Source organism: Pseudoalteromonas sp. APAL1, assembly GCF_021532475.1.
In the GTDB taxonomy this organism is placed as follows: domain Bacteria; phylum Pseudomonadota; class Gammaproteobacteria; order Enterobacterales; family Alteromonadaceae; genus Pseudoalteromonas; species Pseudoalteromonas lipolytica_C.
Genome location: NZ_JAKGAW010000016.1, coordinates 48,729 through 67,733, shown reverse-complemented (window position 1 = coordinate 67,733; position 19,005 = coordinate 48,729). Strand labels below are relative to the sequence as shown.

The window sequence follows — 19,005 nt, the reverse complement described above, 5'->3', positions numbered from 1 at the left end:
AAGCCAAAATTACTGATACAGTACCAGGGCCTTATCTGGTTGAGCACTTTTACTATAGCTTAGCACTGCTTGCTGCAAATACTCGTCGCGATTATCTGCATTAAGCGCTTTATCAAATACTCGTGCAGCTAAGTCGTACTGGCCATGAGCATTTGCTAAACATGCTAAGGCTAAAAGCAGGTCTGTATTTTCGGTGTCTTTTTTTAATATATCTTGCAAGCTTGTTTGCAGTTTGAGTGCATCACCCGCCGTGCTAGCTCGTAAAATACGTGCTAAATCTTTATGCTGAAGTGGTTTTTTTAGCATTTTGATTAAGCTTAGCTCAATTTTATTAAGATCACCCACGCGCGCCATAGCTGAAAAATAGCTCACTTCAGCTAACGGTTTTAAGTTCTTGGCTAATTGCTCATAACGTGTCGTTAGTTCACTGCTAGGTTGCGCAGAAAAGTAATGGTCAAATAGCTGACGCCATTCGTTATCTGAAAGTGCTTTTTTACGTAATAAGCGAGGCATAAATTCATTAAGCGCCGACCACTTTTTCTCTTGCATCAGTACGTGAGCATACATTTTAAGTTCTAAGCTAGAGGCTTTTTTACGCTCTGCCAAGGCTTTAAGGTCAGCAAAAATAGTACTCGTCTCACCACTTGCAACCCATAAGTTAGCGACTTTTAGCTGCTTGTCTTGACTGATTTTATCAAGGTAACTAGTTGCTTGTTCACGGTTGTTATTTGCCAATGCTGCTTTGGCAAGTAAAGCATAACGCACATCATTCCATTGCTCTGCCACACTATTATTTTCAAGTGCTAACTCAAGCTCGGTGTAATCGTTATTGATTAAACTCCATATCCCTTGTTCAATCGCAGCATGTTTGCGCTCTTCACTTCGAGCAAAAAAACGATGTCGCGTATGGCTATACAAAGACCACAAATAACGCACCAATTTATAAAGCAAGAATATCGCAGCAAAAGCCAACAAAACTAACGCAGTGACGCCCCAAATAGTGCCCTCAACCGTGGTATTGTTAAAAGCAATAAGCACATAGCCTTTTTGATCAATAAAAAAAGGGGCTATTCCTAAGCAAGCTGCAATAGCGATGATTATCAATAAGAAGCGGATCATTGTGCCCACTCCTTCACCTGCTCAGTACTTTGCAGTGATACTTTAGGGCTGAAATCGAGTTGCTCTTTTGAAAGTGAAGTCAAGCTAGTTAATACCGCTTTAGTGACTGCATCATCTTGTTTAAAGTAATCTTTCACTAAGTCATGCGCTGCATCAACTGCACTAAAGTACACACTGCTTTGTTTTGTTAATACGGCGTCTTGCGCTTGTGCGATATATAAACTTAGGCGTTGTTTTACTAAATGGCGCTCTTGTTCACTTAAAAATGGCGCAACAACCATGTCTTCACGAGTACGAACTGTGACAAAGAAGTCTTTAAATTGCTGCCAAGATTTTGCAAGGTTTTGACGCCACTCACTGACGTTTTCACTAAGCTGATTTGGATCTTCTTGTTTTACTTCTTCAGGTAGAGAAATAGCATTAAATGCCAACTCAGTCACTTGCTGATTGATTCCGTGCAGCTTTAAATAAATGGCTTCTACAGCAACTGGCTCAATGGCATTTAATGTTTGCAAATCTTGATGAATTGCTTGGCGAATAGCCCCTGTTCCAGGATGCTCAGCAAGCAAGCTATCTAAACGAGATAATACAGCAGCAGCACCTTGGTAGTCGTGCTCAGCCCAGAGTTTAAACTCAGCCATACGCTGCAAGCTTGTGACTTCTTGCGGATTAAGTGTAAAAGTTTGCTGCTCGGCACGCTTTAAAGCCGCTTGCAGCTGCTGCTGCGTTTGTTCAGCACTTTCATTCAGCGCATCAGTAACTTTTTGTTCAGTATTAAATAGCGATTGCTGCAATGTTTGCTGGGCACTTTTCACCGCATCAAGCTGTTGCTGTAAACGTTGGTTTTCTGTTGTCAGCTCATTAATAGCAAGAGTAGATTGTTGATCGCCATTAAGTTTATGATAAAACTCATATCCCACAGCCGAGGCAACAAGGAGTGAAATGAGTAAAGCCAAGCTCCCTGTTTTACTTATCCCTCTTTTATGCTGAACTGCTGCTGGTTTAGCTGCAGGTGCTTTTTTGGCAGGCTCAGCGCTGGCTGGCTTTGTGGTTTGTTTTAAATCTGCTTCACTCATTTTGCTACCTTGCTTATCAATACAGGCGAACATAGCACTATCGCTTGCCCCTGCAGCAATGTGTATCTGCGTTCTTGCTACATTTTGTTGTTTTAAATAATCAGCGATACGTTCGCTGGCAACATAAAATTGTCGCGCTTTTAACCATGCTAACTGCGATTCATTGAGACCATTAAAAATGGCGTCAACAGCTGCATTACTGGTAATGACTATACCTTCTACATCAATTGTTTGCCAGTGGTCCATCCACTTACCTGGTTCACTCTCGATTGCAGTTCGTTTGTATACCACGAGCTGATTTAAAAGTGCCCCACGTTGTTTTAAGGTTTTCGCTATCGTTGTGCGCCCACCTTCACCTTTAACCAAAACAATATTATCCAACTCTACATCTTGTAGAGTTTTTAACTCGAGCAAGCCCTCTGAGTCATGATTTTTCGGCACTGCAGCTCGACGCCCAAAGGCTTCATACACTGCATCTGCCGTTTGTTGTCCAACAGCATAAAGTTGTGCTGCTTTATTAATTGTGGGCGTGAGCTTTAACAATGCATGAACAGCATCCTGCGAGATAAAAATGATCTTATCAGCATTCTCAAGTGGTGAGAGCTCACTACTACTTGGGGTAAGATAATCAAGGGTAAGCACTGGACACTGGGTTGCTCGATAACCCGCCTGCTGAAGCGCAAGCGCAAGTTCAGTGCCTTTCCCTTCTGGACGAGTTATCAATATATGCATGTTAAGCGTCTCTATATACTTCTGCTAAAATTTTATCTGCACCTTGCGCAAGTAGCTTTTCAGCAAGTGTAATACCTAGCTGCTCAGCGTCACTAACAGGGCCAGAAACTTCATCACGTAGCATTTGACTTCCATCAATTGCGCCAACTAAACCACGTAAATGCACTTGTTCACCATCAACCAACGCAAAAGCACCAATAGGTACTTGGCAGCCGCCTTCTAAACGGCGGTTCATGGCACGCTCGGCATTAACACGAATACGTGTTTCTGTATGCTCAAGTGGTGCTAGCAGCGCTTTTGTTACTTCATCATCTACACGACATTCAATGCCGACGGCACCTTGACCATTGGCAGGTAATGAAACCTCAGGTTCAATGAATGCCGTAATACGCTCTGGCATTTCTAAACGAATTAAACCTGCTGCTGCAAGAATAATTGCATCATATTGACCATCATCAAGCTTAGCTAAACGAGTGTTAACGTTACCGCGTAAATCACGAATATCTAAATCAGGACGTGCTTCACGAATTTGACATTGGCGACGTAAGCTCGATGTACCAACAATAGCACCTTGCGGTAACTCGTCTAAGCTTTTGTAGTTATTTGATACGAATGCATCACGAGGGTCTTCACGCTCACAGATAGTATGAAGCGCTAAGCCTTCAGGAAACTCAACCGGCACATCTTTCATCGAGTGCACAGCAATATCTGCTCGACCATCTAGCATGGCTTGTTCTAATTCTTTTACAAATAAGCCTTTACCACCAATTTTAGCCAGCGGTGTATCTAAGATAATATCCCCTTGCGTCGACATAGGAACAAGTTCAACCGTCACATCGTCATGAAAGTGCTCTAGCTGTGCTTTTACAAATTCGGCCTGCCATAGAGCAAGCGCACTTTTACGTGTAGCGATACGAACGCGTTTTGTTGTCTGAGTCATGAAAATTCCAATTGTTTATCTGGCCGAAATTAATCAGCTAAAAGTCTAAATTCTTTTTGCGCAAGTAAAGTACCTTGCGCGTCCACCACTTCTACCCGCCATTCGCCGAGTTGCTCTGGCATGATGTTTTTGGTTGAGTAGGTTCGAAAACGCGGGCTAGTTATTGCTAATTCAATAGATGCAAGCTGAGTGTCTTGGTAATACCATTGATGACGAACAGTTTGTCCCTGCATATTTTTAAGCTCACTAAAAAAGCTTAAGCTTTGCGTTATTTCCGACAATTTTACATCGTTTTTTAGAACGTTGACTGGTTCTCGATCAACAACATCGGTTGTTAATACCGCTCTACTAACTTTATCTGTGTCTATTTTAGCGCCAATCGCTAAGCTAGCAATATGAGCAGACTGAGAAAATTGCTGTTGAACATCAGAATTTTTAGCGATGACAATAGGTTCGTCGCGGTTTTCTTCTTCAAGGACCGGCGAAGCTTCATCAATAGCCTCTGCTTGCGCTGTCGTTTCTGTTTCTAAGTCAGAGGTTATTGGCTGCTCATCAGCAGGCGCTTCTACATCCTGCTTTTGCTCGACGACTTGAATAGCAGGTGCTTGCAGTTGAGGTGAAGCTGGTTCAAGTTCGCTTGGCGATACAGTGTCAGCTGCTGTAGGTTGTTGCATAACAGTACCCGTTGCTTCAGCACTTTGCTCATCGGTTTCAGCCTGTTCGGCATTAACAGCACCAACAAAACTATAGATAACAGCTGCTAGTGCGACAAAAATCACACTGCTAACCATAAATATGCGTCGCCAGTGCCACTGATAAGTGACCGTTTCTAGGCGGCGGCTTTCTGATTTTTCAGCATTCATGTTAGCTGTTATTACAATTTTTTTTGTCATGTTTGGCCCCTTCACAACCAAAAATTAACTCAGGCGAGCAATTAACCACTCACGGATAGCCATAAGTTCTTCACCACAAACTTGATGCGCCATCGGATAGTCTTGCCAGCTTACTTCCATGTTATTAGCGCTAAGTACAGTAAATGCTTGCCTGCCAGCGCTATGCGGTACCACATCGTCAAATCGACCATGTGCCATAAATATATTTAACCCTTGTTGCTTGGTTTCATCGGCTAATTTAGCTGGTACACACATGTAAGTTGATAGTGCCATTACACCCGCTAATTTATAATCGAGTCGTGGCGCTAAGTGTAGCGATACCACCCCTCCTTGCGAAAAACCTGCAAGAATAATTTTGTTTGCAGCAATCCCTTTTGCAATTTCTTGGTCAATAAGCTCAGCCACTTTTGCAGCCGAGTCACGCACACCTTGTTCATCAGCACGTTTATCTAAATCCATCGATTTAATATCGTACCAAGAGCGCATTGCCATACCACCATTAATGGTGACCGGTTGCACAGGTGCATGCGGAAATACGAAACGCACCCCAAGCTCAGCTGGAAGTGCTAGCTGTGGTGCAACTGGCGCAAAACCATCACCAGAATCACCTAACCCATGTAACCAAATGACGGTTGCTTTGTGGTCACTCTGTGCTGGGTATTCGACAAACTCTAAACTCATAGTTCTGAGCGCCACTCAATAGGTTGGCCCGCTTGACGTGTTGCTGCATCACACATAAACTGCCAAAACTCAGCACCCGAGCGGTTATCAATCCACTTATCATCGCGTAGTTCAAAATGGTGACCATTAAATTTCGTCGCAACCCACACTTGATGAAGTGGTGCTTGCTTGTTGATCACTATTTTACTGCGATCTGGGAAGATGATTTCTAAAATACCTGACGCTGATTCATAATCTAAGTCGGCATCACATTCATCGATTTGCTCTTCAATAGTTAGCATTAATGCATCGGCTAGTGTGTGGTATTCATGATCAGTCATTTTAATGTCCTTTAACTGGCTTTAAGCCTAGATCTGGGGGCAGATTGTGTACAACAAGTGTAACAGGAATAAATTCATCCGCGAATAGCTGCATTTTTTAAATATTCTGTTACTCTGCGATTATAAAGCCAGCAATCGTATTAATCTAATGAAAGAGACTCATAGCCAAAAATTAAAAACAATCTTACCACTTAGCGCCCTACTTCTAACCCTAGCAGGATGTGGACAAAGTGGTGCTCTTTATCTACCAGATGATACTGCACAGCCTAAAGAATCTCAGCCACAGGCTGATCCATCCGAACAACCAGAGCAAAAACAGGACCAATAGATGGACTTTTTTAACTACAATAATAATCAGCTGTTCGCTGAAGACATCGCTGTCAAAGAGCTGGCAGAACAATACGGTACACCGTGTTATATCTATTCTCGTAAAACATTTGAGCGCCATTACCGTGCCTTTGCTGATGCAGCAAAGTTACATAAAAGCTTGGTATGTTATGCCGTAAAAGCCAACTCAAATATTGCCGTGCTCAATATTTTAGCCCGTCTTGGCTCTGGCTTTGACATCGTGTCAAAAGGTGAGCTTGCACGCGTTATCGAAGCAGGTGGAGATGCCAGTAAAGTGGTATTTTCTGGCGTTGCAAAAACCGCTAATGAAATAACGTATGCACTTAAATTGGGGATCAAGTGTTTTAACGTTGAATCTGTCGCAGAGCTTGAGCGTATTTCTGAGGTGGCGACGTCACTAAACCTTGTGGCACCTATTTCGATTCGTGTTAACCCTGATATTGATGCTAAAACGCATCCTTATATCTCAACAGGTCTAAAAGAGAATAAATTTGGTATTGATATTCAAACTGCAGTGACAGTTTACCAACATGCGGCATCATTACCGGGTTTAAAAATTACCGGTGTCGATTGCCACATTGGCTCGCAGCTAACAGAAATTAAACCTTTTTTAGCTGCACTTGAAAAAGTACTAACTCTTATCGAAGAATTAAAAGCCGTTGGCATAACACTTTCACACCTTGATATTGGTGGCGGATTGGGTGTGCCTTATAACGGCGAAACGCCACCTCACCCAAGTGAATATGTAGACAAAATCACCGCACGCTTAGCTGATTATCAAGACTTGGAACTAATTTTTGAGCCTGGCCGTGCAATTGCTGCCAACGCCGGCATATTAGTCACCAAAGTTGAGTTTATAAAGCAAAACCAAGACAAGTATTTTGCTATTGTTGATGCGGGTATGAACGATATGCTTCGCCCATCTCTTTATCAGGCTTGGCAAAATATTGTGCCGGTTGAACCTCGTGAAGATGATACGCCAACTCACAACTACGACATTGTAGGCCCAGTTTGTGAAACCGGAGACTTCTTAGGTAAAGATCGTCAACTAGCACTTCAAGCAGGCGACTTATTGGCACAGCGCAGTGCAGGCGCATATGGTTTTACCATGAGCTCAAACTATAACTCGCGCCCTCGTGTTGCGGAAATTATGGTGGATGGCCAACAAAGTCATTTAATTCGTCAACGTGAAACCTTAGAAAGCCTATGGCAAGGCGAGAAAATTTTACCATAAACGTTTTTATAACCGGGCAGCTCTGTGGCATGATTAGCTCAGAGCAATCCTGAATTAGAGCGTTATGTTAGTTAATTTCTCAAAAATGCACGGCCTAGGTAATGACTTTGTCGTTATTGATAACATCACTCAAAATGTTTTCTTATCTCGTGACCAAATAAAGAAACTGGCAGATCGCCATTTCGGCATAGGCTTTGACCAACTACTCATGGTTGAAGCCCCTTATTCTCCAGATTTAGATTTTCATTACCGAATTTTCAATGCTGACGGTAACGAAGTAGAACAATGTGGCAACGGTGCTCGTTGTTTTGCCCGTTTTGTGCGCATGAAAGGTCTCACTAACAAGCATAAAATTTCGGTTTCAACTAAATCAGGTAACTTGACTTTATACATTGAAAAAGATGGCCAAGTAACGGTCAACATGGGCCACCCAAACTTTGAACCAAACAAAATACCATTAAAAGCCAGTAAACGTGAGTTGACCTATATCATCCGCACAGAAGAGCACACGGTTTTCAGTGGTGCAGTTTCTATGGGTAATCCACATTGCGTGTTAGAAGTCGATGATATTCATACCGCCGAAGTGAACACTTTAGGGCCACTGCTTGAAAATCACGAGCGTTTTCCACAACGAGCCAATGTTGGTTTTATGCAGGTAATTTCTCAAGATCATATTAAACTTAGAGTCTGGGAGCGAGGTGTAAGCGAAACCTTAGCATGTGGAACAGGTGCCTGTGCAGCTGTCGTTATTGGTCAAGTACAAAATAAGCTTGCCAACACAGTGCAAGTAGATTTACCTGGTGGAAGCTTGCAAGTTCGCTGGCAAGGTGAAGGACATCCAGTAAGAATGACTGGCCCTGCTGAACATGTTTTTGATGGACAAGTGGCATTATGAGCAAACTAACAGAACAACAAATTGCACAATACCTAACTGAAAACCCTGATTTTTTCATTAAACAGCCAGAGTTACTCGCTGACATTGAACTGCATCAACAAGCTGCTGGAGCAACCTCACTGGTTCATATTCAACAGCGCCAGCTCCGTGAACATAATACATTTTTGAAAAATAAGATTGATCAACTTCTTGAGCAAGCAAAAGAAAACGAATTAATCTACCGCCTGTTCAGCGAATGTCATCGCCAACTATGGACTAATTACGACTTTAAAACGCTCGCCATCAATCTGCGTAACATTATATGTACCAACCCACTAATTAATGAATGTCACTTAGTGAAATATGAAAAGAAGTTTGATGATTTAATAACTCATCGACTACAAAACGATGGCATTTATTTAGGTCGTATCAACCAACAAGAATGCGATTTACTATTTTCTGGTTCAATACAGTCAACTGCCCTTTACCTGATCGGAAACACCGCGCATCCTGTTGCCATATTGGCGTTTGGTAGTCATGATGTAAACCACTTTGAGCCCGCTAAAGATAGCTTTTTCGTACTTGAGTTTGTTCGCTCATTGCAACTGCGGTTATTGGAACTTGCATGAGCGATGTGACGACGCCAAATATAGATGAATTAAGTGATGCTTGGCGCACACCTATCCAACTTTTTGCAGATTATTTACGCTACGAAAAGCAATACTCAGCACACACAGTCAACCAATACACAAGTCAATTAGGCTTTGCAGCATTATACTTTAGTAAACTCTGTGAAAACTGGTTTGCTGTTCAAGGTGAGCATATTCGCCGTTACAGTATGCAACTACGAGGCAAGCAACTTAGTGGCCGCACAATTAGCTTAAAGCTTAGTTGCATTCGTAGTCTCTACAAGTTTCTTAAAACTAAAAAGATTGAAAATCACGTTCACTACCATAACCCAGCTGAGGCTATAAAAGGGCCAAAGTTTTCCAAGCCATTGCCTAAAAATTTAGACGTTGATCAAATGGCAAAGCTATTAGAACTAGAAGGTGAAGAACCACTAACAATACGTGACAAAGCAATGATGGAATTGATGTATTCATCAGGGTTAAGGATTAGCGAGTTAGTTGGCGCTAACATACAAGATATAAACACCACTGAAGGTGAAATTTTAGTGCGTGGTAAAGGCAATAAAGAGCGTTTATTGCCTGTAGGTAGCAAAGCATTAAACGCTTTAAAGTCTTGGTTAAAAATTCGTCCACAATTTGCACACCCAGATGAAACGGCTATTTTTTTGAGCAGCCAAAAAAAACGCATTTCAGTTCGTCAAGTTCGCCTCCGTATGCAAGAGTGGGGAATAAAACAAGGGATCAGCTCGCAAGTTCATCCACATAAACTTCGCCACTCATTTGCTTCGCATATTTTAGAATCGTCTGGTGATCTACGTGCCGTTCAGGAACTATTAGGGCACAGCAGTTTATCGGCAACACAAGTGTATACACACCTTGATTTTCAGCATCTAGCCAAAGTTTATGATAACACTCATCCACGCGCTAAAAAGCGCTCAACTCCAGAGTAATACTTAGTAATTATGATCCGTTTTAACCGTGCTTTATCACCTGTTACTGTTTTAAGTTTTGATTTAGATGACACACTTTATAACAACCATCCGATCATTAAATCAGCTTTACAAGCGCAAGCTGATTATTTAGCAAAGCTGCCAGAATGGCCAACTAATGACACGCAGTATTGGCTTTATTGTCGCGACAAAGCCTTAGCGCTAGATCCAAGCCTCATTGACGATGTGACTCGCTGGCGACGTGCGGCACTACTCTATGCCATGCACGATCTGGGGTTTAAAAATGATTTAGCACAACAACATGCTAACAACGCCTATCAAGCATTTGCAGATGCCCGCAGCCAAATTACCGTGTCAAAAGAAGTGTTAGGGCTATTAAAAGCTCTCAGCAAACAATTTCGCTTAATAGCAATAACCAATGGCAATGTCGAAGTCGACAAGTTTAACCTCAAAGGGGTATTCGAACTTGTCTTACAAGCAGGCCCTCATGGTAAAGCGAAGCCCCATCCCGGCTTATTCGACATTGCAGCAGAAAAGCTAAATGTAGCTCACAAAGAGATTTTGCATATTGGCGATAGTCTCGACACAGATGTTCAAGGTGCAAATAACGCTGGCTGTCAAAGTGTTTGGTTGAATAATCAGGCAGCAAATTACAAATACAAGGGATTAGCTGACATCGAAATTAACGATATCTTTTTATTGAATCATTTAGTTAAAAAGTAACCACTTTTTGTAATTTGTTTTATGCTTAATAAAGTATGGAAGATACATGGCAGTGTTAAGTTTAAATGTGCCTAGACTTCTCGTATGGAAAATTAATTAGTTAAGTAAGGCGAAGGCACAAGTGAATTATCTACTAAAGTTACTACTCGTGTGCTCTCTTAGCCTTAATGGCTATTTCCTATGGCAATATGATAATTATAAACGATCAGCTGAGAAGCTAACCGAAAAAAACACTGTTATAAAGCCCAGTAAAGTAACGAGGTTGCCAGAGAAGTTTCAACATGCAGTCGCCTTATTTCGCAATAATCTATTTGATGAAGCAGTTCTTGAGTACACGCAACTTTTAGAAAATAACCCAAGCTTTGCACTGCAATTAAAGCGTGCTTGGCAACAGCAGCTTGAGTCTTGGCTATCCCACCATGATGACGAACTTAGCGAGCAATTTTTAACTGCCTTTTTGAATAGTCACCCTTATGATGTATCAATGTTAGAACTCGATGCAAAACGAATGATCAATCAGGGCCATGTTCAACAGGGAATTATTAGTTTAATGGCTTTACATAATCAGCTTGGAAAAAGTAAGCAAGCGCGATTCGCGAAGAGAATTTCGGAGCTAACAAAGTTAAAAGCAGAGTCATTGATTGAAGAACAAAACTGGCAAGAACTTCTCAATCACAGCCAACAATGGCTAGATTATATGCCGCAAAACACCTTTTATTTATTAGTTCAAGCGCAGGCTTATTTTCACCTAGGTGACTTAGTCGCAAGCCAAATTGCGCTTGAGCAACTTCCTGCAAACCATGAGCATAAGCAAGAAGCTGACGAATTATATCGTTTGATACAGCAAGCATTAGCAGGGGTTGAGGTTGTGCCTCTCATCCCACATGGCTCACATTATTTAGTTAATAGCATAATCAATGACGACACCGACGCTAAGCTAATGATAGATACTGGCGCAAGCTTTACGGTATTGACGCAATCACTGCTAGAACAACTAAAAGAACCCGCCCATTATCTTGGTACTATGCAAGTAAATACCGCAAATGGACTCGTTGAAGCCCAGCATTATCAAGTACACTCTTTTCAAATCGGTCAACAGCGGCTCTATAACTTCGATGTTCTAGTACTTAAAAGTCATGGCAGTTATGGTTTGCTAGGTATGAACTTCTTAGAGAATTTTAAGTTTAATATCAATCAACAAGTGAATGAGTTAGAGTTGATAAAAGATAACTATTAAGGACAGGTAATGACACTTAACGATTTCTTATCGAAATTAGCTAACACGCCACAGCAGATAGAGTTTAACGATACAATGGCTGTGATAGAGAGTAACTACCATTTCACTCCTAGTGGCTTTAACAATCATGGATTGATCAGTGCAGCAAATGAAAATAATGGCTCATGTAAAATTTTCGCCTTTGCAAAACTTAACCAACTAAGCAAACAAAATACCCTAGATTGTTTTGGCGCGTTTTATCGTGATGATGTACTGAAGAATCCTGAAGGGCAAGACCACATGAACATTCGCACCTTTATGCTTGCTCCTGAAGCAACTCCTTTTTTAGGAGTTACTTTTACCGAGCAAGAAGTACTGAAAGCTAAGTAAACAAAGATTTTTCCATAAAATAACGGCAACCATCGAGTGGGTAATTACTCATTTCATATTTAACTTGGTAGCCGTTTTTTTCGTAAAAGGGTTTGGCTTGGAAATCGAGTGTATCGAGTTGTGCTGTGTTTGCGCCAAGCGCTTTAGCTTTGCTCTCTAATTCCGTTAGTAAGCGGGTTGCAAGCCCTTTACCACGCGTTTTATCATCACACCAAAGCCAACTAATTAGCAGCCAGTTACCAAATACTTGGCCATGAATACCCGCCACAACGGTGTTATGCTTATTAACAAACTTAAAACCAACGGGGATACGTTCAGCATTAAAATGTGCCGCATTGTAGGCAACAACATGTTCTCTTAGCTGGTTATTTAAGTCAGCTGAGTCATCACTTTTTAATTGATACATAGCATACCTATAAAATGTTATGACTCAGTATACGCTTATATCGTTAATCAGTATAAGTGGTTCTTACCATAGGGTACTTCGAGCATATTGCTGGCCAATTTTTCTGGCTGACCGCACATTTCGTCATAAGCACTGGTGTGGCGTAAAACCATATCACCGTAACTTAAATGATCTAGGCGCTTTTGAATATGCAACGGACTGAGATCTCGTATAAATTCACCTTTCTCATCAGTAACATAATACTCAACGTTATTAATTACCACAGACACTTGATACAGCGCCATTTCCAACGAATGAAGGATAACTTTTTGCAGTGGCTGATGATCTGCAAGCTCTGATAACTTGATAGGCATGTGCGTTCCTCTTTGGTGGTGGAACTATTCATACGTGATTTTGGTATACTGTGATCAAATTAATTGTACAAAAAGCATCCATGACTGAAAAAGTACGACTTGCTAAATTTATTGCCCATGCAGGAGTTTGTTCTCGAAAGCAAGCATCACGCTTGATAGATCAAGGTAAGGTAACAGTAAATGGCCGTGCTGCAAATCACATAGATCATGTTGATGAGCACGATGATGTAATTGTACTTGGCGAAAAAATTTCAGCTAAAGCGCCACTCACCTACTTTGCATATCACAAGCCTGTTGGTATAGATTGCAAATTAAATGCTGACGACCCAACAAGCCTTATTCATAGCCTGCCTAAAACCACTCGCGTTTACCCAATTGGCCGGCTCGACAAGGACTCCCGAGGTTTATTGATTTTGACCAATGACGGTGAGTTTTGTAATCAACTGATCCACCCTGATTACCACCATCCCAAGCGCTATTTAGTCACCGTAGATAAACCTCTTGATAGTGATTTTTGTAAAAAAATGGCAAACGGTGTGCCTGTAGATAAACAAATAACCCTTCCTTGTGAGGTGACTCAAGTCACCGAAACACAGTTTTGCATCGTCTTAAAACAAGGTTTAAACCGGCAAATACGTAAAATGGCACGTTTTTGTGGCTATAAAGTCATCGACCTTTTCCGCACAGATATCGCACAGCTATCACTAACCACGTTAAATTTGCCCGAAGGACAGATAGTCAGTATCAAAAAAAGTGACATTCTCTAACAAAAAAGTTTGCATTAATTGATTACGCGTGTAATCTTTAATTAAAGATTACATCTGTAGGCATAAAAATGATTGAACTTTCTAAAGCTGAATTCGAAGTATTAGATGCGGTATGGCTTGGCTACCCAGCCACGGCTAGTGAAGTAATTGCACGTTTAAGTGACGATAAAGAATGGCACGAAAAAACCATTAAAACGTTACTAAGCCGTTTAGTTAAAAAAGGCGCACTAAGCTTCGAGAAACAAGGTCGCCAATATAACTACACCCCTTGCATTGCCCGTGAAGAATACACTTTAAAAGAAAGCCAAAGCTTTATTGAACGCTTTTTTAATGGCCGTATTGCGCCATTGGTGAGTGGTTTTGCTAAATCAGAGCAACTCTCGCAACATGATATTGATGAGCTAAAAAAAGTCATTGATGATTGGGAAAAACAGCAAAAGTAAGGCTTTGTTATGTTAGATGCATTTTTTAATTGGCTGTTAGAACAACAGCTTTTGATCTCATCTGCAATTTTGTTTTTATTGCTGCTAGAGCGAAAATTATTGAGCCAGTTATCAGCGCGCTTGGTTTATACGCTGTGGGCACTACTACCTATTAGCTTACTGTTAGCGAACCTGCCAAATCACTTAAAGCCGATACAAAACGACTTTATCAGTAAGCTGACCATTACGCCAAACACAGCAATAATGCCGCAATTTACGCTAACGTGGTTCGCTATTTATGGCTTTATTACGGCTACTATGCTGATCACTGCCGTGTACTTTCATTATCGTTTTTTAGCGAAACTGCAACTAGAGCCAATTACTGCTGTTCATCACAACAGCCAAAGTATGCGCTTATACCAAAGCAAACAGGTGAGCTCCCCTATGGTTGTAGGCGTTATAAATACCAAGCTAGTGCTGCCTACAAACTACCAAAGCCACTACGATAACCATGCTTTAGCGCTTATTTTAGAGCATGAATCTGTGCACATTAAACGTAAAGATAATCTGATTAATGCCATTGCTTTGAGTGCCACTATTGTGCAGTGGTTTAACCCAATCGCTTGGCTTGGCTATGCAAGCCTGCGCCGTATTCAAGAGCTTTCATGTGATGAGCAGGTACTAAAAAATAAATCGACAGAGCAACGAATTTTATACAGTAAGGCATTAGTGCACTGTGCAAGCTTTAGCAGAACAGGCTTAATGGCTTATTCACAATACGGAGATAAAAACACCATGTTACAACGTCTAAATCAAATAAAGCAGATCGACAACAGCTCATTTATTGCAAAAACAGCATTAGTTATTTTTACAATGGGCATGCTTAGCAGTTTTGCCATTGCAAAACAGCCAATGTCAGTTGAAAAGACAAAAGACTATCAAGCGGTTATGCGCGTAGAACCGATATACCCAATTCAAGCTGCGGAGCAAGGCATTAGCGGTTCAGTCGTTTTGAAATACGATATTTTACCAAGCGGCGCCACCAGCAATATTAGTGTGGTAAGTGCAGAGCCTGAAGATGTTTTCAATCGAGAAGCGAAAAGAGCATTAAAACAATGGCAATATGCGCCATCTGAATCTGGCTTTAAAAACGCCCTAGTGCAACTCGATTTTGCCTTAGACGAAAACTATCAAGCTAAGGATTTAATTGAGAAAGTTAAAGTCAGTTCTAAATAAGCTGTAGCAACTTAAGACCCTAAAGCAAGCGCCTTATTTAAGCCGCTTGCTTTGTGGTTTTTAACTATTTACCTTATAACTAGAGGCAAAGAGCGATCATCGCCACAGCGCAAACATAACCAATAAACCAGACTAATGAGCGCAATATATCTTGGTTTATGTAGTAGAAAATACAGTACAGAACGCGAGCAATAACATGCACAATCGCAAGGGTTTCAGTCACCTGATAGATATTATTACTACCGATTACCACCGCCAGCGCTACTGCAAAAATAATCAGCGATTCAAAGCTATTTTGATGTGCTGCTAATGCACGAGCACCAAAGCCGGTTAGTTTTGCTTGTTGTTCGCGAGGGTGCTTATTGTCGTAGCCTGCTAGCTTATTTTGTGCAAAAGCCACGGGGGCTTTAGCTAAATAAGGTATGAGTACTGCGATGAGTGCGCAGATAATCAGTGTTGTCATGATATTTCCTTATTTTTAACTGTAATAGCTTACCCTACAGCAAACAAAAAAAAGCCGCTACTTCTAAAAGCAACGGCTAGCAATAGCATCATTGTCACTATAGCCTAATGATTACTTAAAAGCCCTGCGACATATTGTCACAGCTGAGTTTTTCTCAAGTTGGTCGATAAGCTAATGCCCTAATACTTTGGTTTTGATACTCTAATTGCCTCTCCTCATTAATATATTTTCAATATGACTTGGATTTTCTTAACTATTTTTGCAGCGTTTATGCAGTCATGGCGCAATGCTCTGCAAAGTAAACTCAGTGCAACAGTGAGTGTTGCAGGGGTGACGCTTGCCCGCTTTATTGTTGCCAGCCCGATTGCTGCCCTTTATTTATTTGCTCTTTATCAATACCAAGATGCTGCACTTCCTGACTTTAATCTGGCTTTTATTGGCTACATTGTTGGCGCCAGTATCGTCCAAATCCTTGCCACAGGCTTGATGGTAAAACTATTTAAAATGAATAACTTTGCAGTCGGTGCTGGGCTTGCCAAAAGTGAAGCGCTGATGGCTGCTATTTTAGGTGTTATGTTTTTTGGCTCCGCACTATCATTACTAGGCTGGATTGGGGTATTTATTGGTGCAATTGCGGTATTGCTATTAAGTGGCATCGCGAATGTTAAACACTTTAATTTGGGCACTGCACTGCTTGGGCTTGCTTGCGGTACTTCATTTGCTCTTTCATCGTCGTGGATCCGCGAAGCAAGTTTAAATTCAGGACTAACTTTCCCGCACTCTGCAGCTTGGGTGTTAGTGCTGACAATCAGCTTACAAACGCTTATGCTGTGCGTTTATATTGCACTCAAAGAGCGCGATACATTTAACAAAATTTGGCATCACAAAGGCACCACGACCGCTGTTAGTGTGTGTAGCTGTTTAGGTTCCATCGGTTGGTTTAGCGCCATGAGCTTGCAGCATGTTGCTTATGTAAAAACACTGGGGCAAATTGAAGTATTTTTTACCATTATGGTATCGATTCTTTGGCTAAAACAGCCATTAAAACGCCAAGACACGGCGGGGCTTGTGTTAATTGCATTGGCAGCCATTCTGGTAATGCTACCCAATTAGGCTTATTACTAGTCATTAAAAAAGCGGCTATGCCGCTTTTTTAATGACTAATTTTTAGGGTTATTACACCACTAATTATCAAAAGTACTCCGGCAATGCGGCCAAATGTGGCAGCATCACCATATAATAAAATACCAACCAAGAAGGTGCCTGCGGCTCCTATGCCTGTCCATACCGCATAGGATGTCCCCATAGGAATATCCTTTTGCGCCAACCACAACATAAACCCACTGGCGACCATAAAGGCGACAGCTATTGCAATACCTAACCAGCGACTATCTGGCTGTTGAGACATTTTAAGGCCGACTGGCCAACCAATCTCTAACAGTCCTGCGACAATTAAATACAGCCACGCCATTATTGCTCTCGCTTTTTCAAGATCACGTCATACAGATCTTCACGGCGGTCCTTTAAGTTTCTTACCGTACCTTCACTGTGAAGGATTTTCAGTTTATCCATATCTAAATCACTGAATAACAACATTTCGGTATTCGGTGTTGCTTCATTCAGGGTCGCATCATGTGGGAATGAGAAATCAGAAGGAGTAAGCACTGCCGATTGCGAGTATTGTACGTCTAAACTCTCTACTTCAGGTAAGTTACCAACAGAGCCTGCAATCACAACATAACATTCATTTTCGATTGCGCGTGCTTGGGCACAATGACGAACACGTAAGTAACTGTTTTTGGTGTCTGTCCAAAATGGTACAAACAAAATATCCAGCCCTTGTTTAGCGAGAATACGTGACAGCTCAGGGAACTCAACATCGTAACAAATTTGAATACCGACACGACCCGCATCCGTTTCAAATACGGCAATTTTGTCACCGCCTTGGATCACCCAGTCATTTTGCTCATGGGGCGTAATATGAATTTTGCGCTGCTCATCAATTTTACCGCTACGGTGGCACAAATAGCTGACATTATAAATCTTGTCGTCTTCAGCAAGCGGCATAGAACCGGTGATAATATTGGCGTTATATTCAACCGCCATACGCGACATAGCATCACGGAATGTTTCTGTGTATTCAGCCAGATAGCGAATTGCTTCGGTTTGATTGCTTTGCTCAGTAAGCCCCATTAACGGGGCATTGAAAAACTCCGGAAACAGAATAAAGTCACTCTTATAATCTGATACCGTATCAACAAAATATTCCACTTGCTTAAGCAGCTCTTCAACAGACTCAACACAGCGCATTTGCCACTGTACAGCACCGACGCGCACAATTGATTTGGTTGACTCAAGTACCGTATCAGTCGGCTCAAACATAATGTTATTCCACTCTAGTAAAGTGGCATAACCAACAGATTCCTGATCTTCAGGAAGATACTTTTTAAGTAGACGTTTTACTTGGAAATCATTAGATAGCTGAAAGCTTAAAATCGGATCGTACAGCTCTTTGTGGTCCACTTTTTCGATGTACTCCATCGGAGTCATCTCTGCACTATGATTGTAATAACGCGGTATTCGCCCACCTGCTAAAATGGCCCGTAAGTTATACTGGCGGCACAACTCTTTTCGCGCATCGTATAAACGACGACCAAGGCGCATACCTCGGTGAGTCGATGAAATGACCACATCTAAACCATATAAGGCATCACCTTCAGGGTCACTAAATACACGGTCGTGACCATCAACAATGTCTTCATAAGTATGTGGGTTAGAAAAGCGTCCGTAATCAACCTGTACGCTAAGCGCAATTCCGACCAAAACACCGTCATCAACAATGCCTATTTGCCCTTCCGGAAACTGGTCTATTAACCTAAAAATAGTGTGACTTGGCCAAGCACCACCGAGCCCCGGATACGCTTGATCCATGAGAGTTTTGATTTGTGGATACTGCTCTTTAGTTAAATTACAGATCGCTAAATGCGTTTTTTCCGCCGGCATACTTACTCCTTTTAGGCACGAGAGGATAATCAATAAAACAAGATATTCTCATGTTTCTAGATTGGTTTTATTTAGAGTGGCATCAATTATGAGCTCTGCCAAGCCTTAAACTTAGCAAACTGCAGGTGAACAAGGCTTTAATTAGCATTATACAAAAATTTTATTGTGCTGATATTAAAAGCACCTGACAACACTGCCGCATTGTTCAAATAATCATCTATACTTTAATT

At 41.5% G+C, this 19,005-nt stretch carries 23 protein-coding genes; 12 read left to right on the top strand and 11 right to left on the bottom strand.

Annotation, left to right across the window (positions count from 1 at the left end; all coding sequences use genetic code 11):
- Positions 1 to 9 precede the first annotated feature (9 nt).
- The 6 genes from L1264_RS10115 to cyaY are packed head-to-tail and all read right to left on the bottom strand — an operon-like array spanning position 10 to position 5,761.
- Positions 10 to 1,119: a heme biosynthesis HemY N-terminal domain-containing protein gene (locus L1264_RS10115; protein ID WP_199526010.1), complete on the bottom strand. Its 1,110-nt coding sequence runs from the start codon at positions 1,117 to 1,119 to the stop codon at positions 10 to 12.
- Positions 1,116 to 2,927, bottom strand: coding sequence for a uroporphyrinogen-III synthase (locus L1264_RS10110; RefSeq protein WP_138557870.1), 1,812 nt, complete (start codon positions 2,925 to 2,927; stop codon positions 1,116 to 1,118). Before L1264_RS10110 ends, L1264_RS10115 begins: the two co-directional genes overlap by 4 nt.
- Before the next feature lies 1 nt (position 2,928).
- On the bottom strand, positions 2,929 to 3,867 hold the full coding sequence (hemC, locus tag L1264_RS10105; RefSeq protein ID WP_135923168.1) for a hydroxymethylbilane synthase: 939 nt from the start codon (positions 3,865 to 3,867) through the stop codon (positions 2,929 to 2,931).
- A 29-nt stretch (positions 3,868 to 3,896) separates the two neighbouring features.
- Positions 3,897 to 4,760: a DUF2914 domain-containing protein gene (locus tag L1264_RS10100; RefSeq protein WP_199526012.1), complete on the bottom strand. Its 864-nt coding sequence runs from the start codon at positions 4,758 to 4,760 to the stop codon at positions 3,897 to 3,899.
- 24 nt (positions 4,761 to 4,784) lie between these two features.
- Positions 4,785 to 5,441 carry an alpha/beta hydrolase gene (locus L1264_RS10095; protein WP_138557872.1) on the bottom strand — a complete coding sequence of 219 codons (657 nt, stop codon included), beginning with the start codon at positions 5,439 to 5,441 and terminating at the stop codon, positions 4,785 to 4,787.
- The gene (gene cyaY / locus L1264_RS10090; protein ID WP_036974421.1) at positions 5,438 to 5,761 is read right to left on the bottom strand and encodes an iron donor protein CyaY; all 324 of its coding nucleotides are present in this window, start codon (positions 5,759 to 5,761) and stop codon (positions 5,438 to 5,440) included. The genes L1264_RS10095 and cyaY overlap by 4 nt, the downstream gene beginning before the upstream one ends.
- 148 nt (positions 5,762 to 5,909) lie before the next feature.
- On the opposite strand from cyaY, the gene lptM reads away from it, so the two are divergent.
- From lptM to L1264_RS10050, 8 genes are all read left to right on the top strand, one after another.
- Entirely contained in the window at positions 5,910 to 6,089 is a 180-nt protein-coding gene (gene lptM, locus L1264_RS10085) for an LPS translocon maturation chaperone LptM (RefSeq protein ID WP_130050045.1), read from the top strand.
- A complete protein-coding gene (lysA, locus tag L1264_RS10080) occupies positions 6,090 to 7,343 on the top strand; it encodes a diaminopimelate decarboxylase (protein WP_199526013.1) in 1,254 nt (417 codons plus the stop codon).
- Positions 7,344 to 7,407: 64 nt separating this feature from the next.
- The gene (gene dapF / locus L1264_RS10075) at positions 7,408 to 8,238 is read left to right on the top strand and encodes a diaminopimelate epimerase (RefSeq protein WP_135923164.1); all 831 of its coding nucleotides are present in this window, start codon (positions 7,408 to 7,410) and stop codon (positions 8,236 to 8,238) included.
- Positions 8,235 to 8,846, top strand: a complete 612-nt coding sequence (locus L1264_RS10070; RefSeq protein WP_135923163.1) for a DUF484 family protein — start codon at positions 8,235 to 8,237, stop codon at positions 8,844 to 8,846. Before dapF ends, L1264_RS10070 begins: the two co-directional genes overlap by 4 nt.
- On the top strand, positions 8,843 to 9,796 hold the full coding sequence (locus tag L1264_RS10065; protein WP_135923162.1) for a tyrosine recombinase XerC: 954 nt from the start codon (positions 8,843 to 8,845) through the stop codon (positions 9,794 to 9,796). The genes L1264_RS10070 and L1264_RS10065 overlap by 4 nt, the downstream gene beginning before the upstream one ends.
- Before the next feature lie 12 nt (positions 9,797 to 9,808).
- Positions 9,809 to 10,519 (top strand): HAD-IA family hydrolase, encoded by a 711-nt coding sequence (locus tag L1264_RS10060; protein WP_138557874.1) that lies wholly within the window; start codon positions 9,809 to 9,811, stop codon positions 10,517 to 10,519.
- Between the two features lie 262 nt (positions 10,520 to 10,781).
- Positions 10,782 to 11,756 carry a retropepsin-like aspartic protease gene (locus tag L1264_RS10055; protein ID WP_199526014.1) on the top strand — a complete coding sequence of 325 codons (975 nt, stop codon included), beginning with the start codon at positions 10,782 to 10,784 and terminating at the stop codon, positions 11,754 to 11,756.
- A 9-nt stretch (positions 11,757 to 11,765) separates the two neighbouring features.
- The gene (locus L1264_RS10050) at positions 11,766 to 12,125 is read left to right on the top strand and encodes a HopJ type III effector protein (protein ID WP_138557876.1); all 360 of its coding nucleotides are present in this window, start codon (positions 11,766 to 11,768) and stop codon (positions 12,123 to 12,125) included.
- On the opposite strand, the gene L1264_RS10045 is transcribed toward L1264_RS10050, so the two are convergent.
- Both L1264_RS10045 and L1264_RS10040 read right to left on the bottom strand, forming a co-directional pair.
- A complete protein-coding gene (locus L1264_RS10045) occupies positions 12,118 to 12,531 on the bottom strand; it encodes a GNAT family N-acetyltransferase (RefSeq protein WP_135923158.1) in 414 nt (137 codons plus the stop codon). The two genes, L1264_RS10050 and L1264_RS10045, sit on opposite strands and share 8 nt — an antisense overlap.
- A gap of 47 nt (positions 12,532 to 12,578) precedes the next feature.
- Positions 12,579 to 12,884: a DUF6482 family protein gene (locus L1264_RS10040; RefSeq protein ID WP_063528566.1), complete on the bottom strand. Its 306-nt coding sequence runs from the start codon at positions 12,882 to 12,884 to the stop codon at positions 12,579 to 12,581.
- A gap of 80 nt (positions 12,885 to 12,964) precedes the next feature.
- On the opposite strand from L1264_RS10040, the gene L1264_RS10035 reads away from it, so the two are divergent.
- The 3 genes from L1264_RS10035 (at position 12,965) to L1264_RS10025 (ending at position 15,309) form a co-directional block, all read left to right on the top strand.
- On the top strand, positions 12,965 to 13,651 hold the full coding sequence (locus L1264_RS10035; RefSeq protein WP_199526051.1) for a pseudouridine synthase: 687 nt from the start codon (positions 12,965 to 12,967) through the stop codon (positions 13,649 to 13,651).
- 68 nt (positions 13,652 to 13,719) lie between these two features.
- Positions 13,720 to 14,094, top strand: coding sequence for a BlaI/MecI/CopY family transcriptional regulator (locus tag L1264_RS10030; protein WP_054554650.1), 375 nt, complete (start codon positions 13,720 to 13,722; stop codon positions 14,092 to 14,094).
- Positions 14,095 to 14,103: 9 nt separating this feature from the next.
- Positions 14,104 to 15,309, top strand: coding sequence for a M56 family metallopeptidase (locus L1264_RS10025; protein ID WP_199526016.1), 1,206 nt, complete (start codon positions 14,104 to 14,106; stop codon positions 15,307 to 15,309).
- A 79-nt stretch (positions 15,310 to 15,388) separates the two neighbouring features.
- Here L1264_RS10025 and L1264_RS10020 read toward each other — a convergent pair whose 3' ends face one another.
- On the bottom strand, positions 15,389 to 15,772 hold the full coding sequence (locus tag L1264_RS10020) for an MAPEG family protein (RefSeq protein ID WP_135923156.1): 384 nt from the start codon (positions 15,770 to 15,772) through the stop codon (positions 15,389 to 15,391).
- A 234-nt stretch (positions 15,773 to 16,006) separates the two neighbouring features.
- Here L1264_RS10020 and L1264_RS10015 point away from each other — a divergent pair, with 234 nt between their 5' ends.
- Positions 16,007 to 16,885, top strand: a complete 879-nt coding sequence (locus tag L1264_RS10015; protein WP_199526017.1) for a DMT family transporter — start codon at positions 16,007 to 16,009, stop codon at positions 16,883 to 16,885.
- A gap of 40 nt (positions 16,886 to 16,925) precedes the next feature.
- Here L1264_RS10015 and L1264_RS10010 read toward each other — a convergent pair whose 3' ends face one another.
- Positions 16,926 to 17,243 carry a DMT family transporter gene (locus tag L1264_RS10010; protein ID WP_199526018.1) on the bottom strand — a complete coding sequence of 106 codons (318 nt, stop codon included), beginning with the start codon at positions 17,241 to 17,243 and terminating at the stop codon, positions 16,926 to 16,928.
- Complete coding sequence (locus tag L1264_RS10005; protein WP_135923153.1) at positions 17,243 to 18,775, bottom strand: carbon-nitrogen hydrolase family protein; 1,533 nt, start codon at positions 18,773 to 18,775, stop codon at positions 17,243 to 17,245. The genes L1264_RS10010 and L1264_RS10005 overlap by 1 nt, the downstream gene beginning before the upstream one ends.
- Positions 18,776 to 19,005 lie beyond the last annotated feature (230 nt).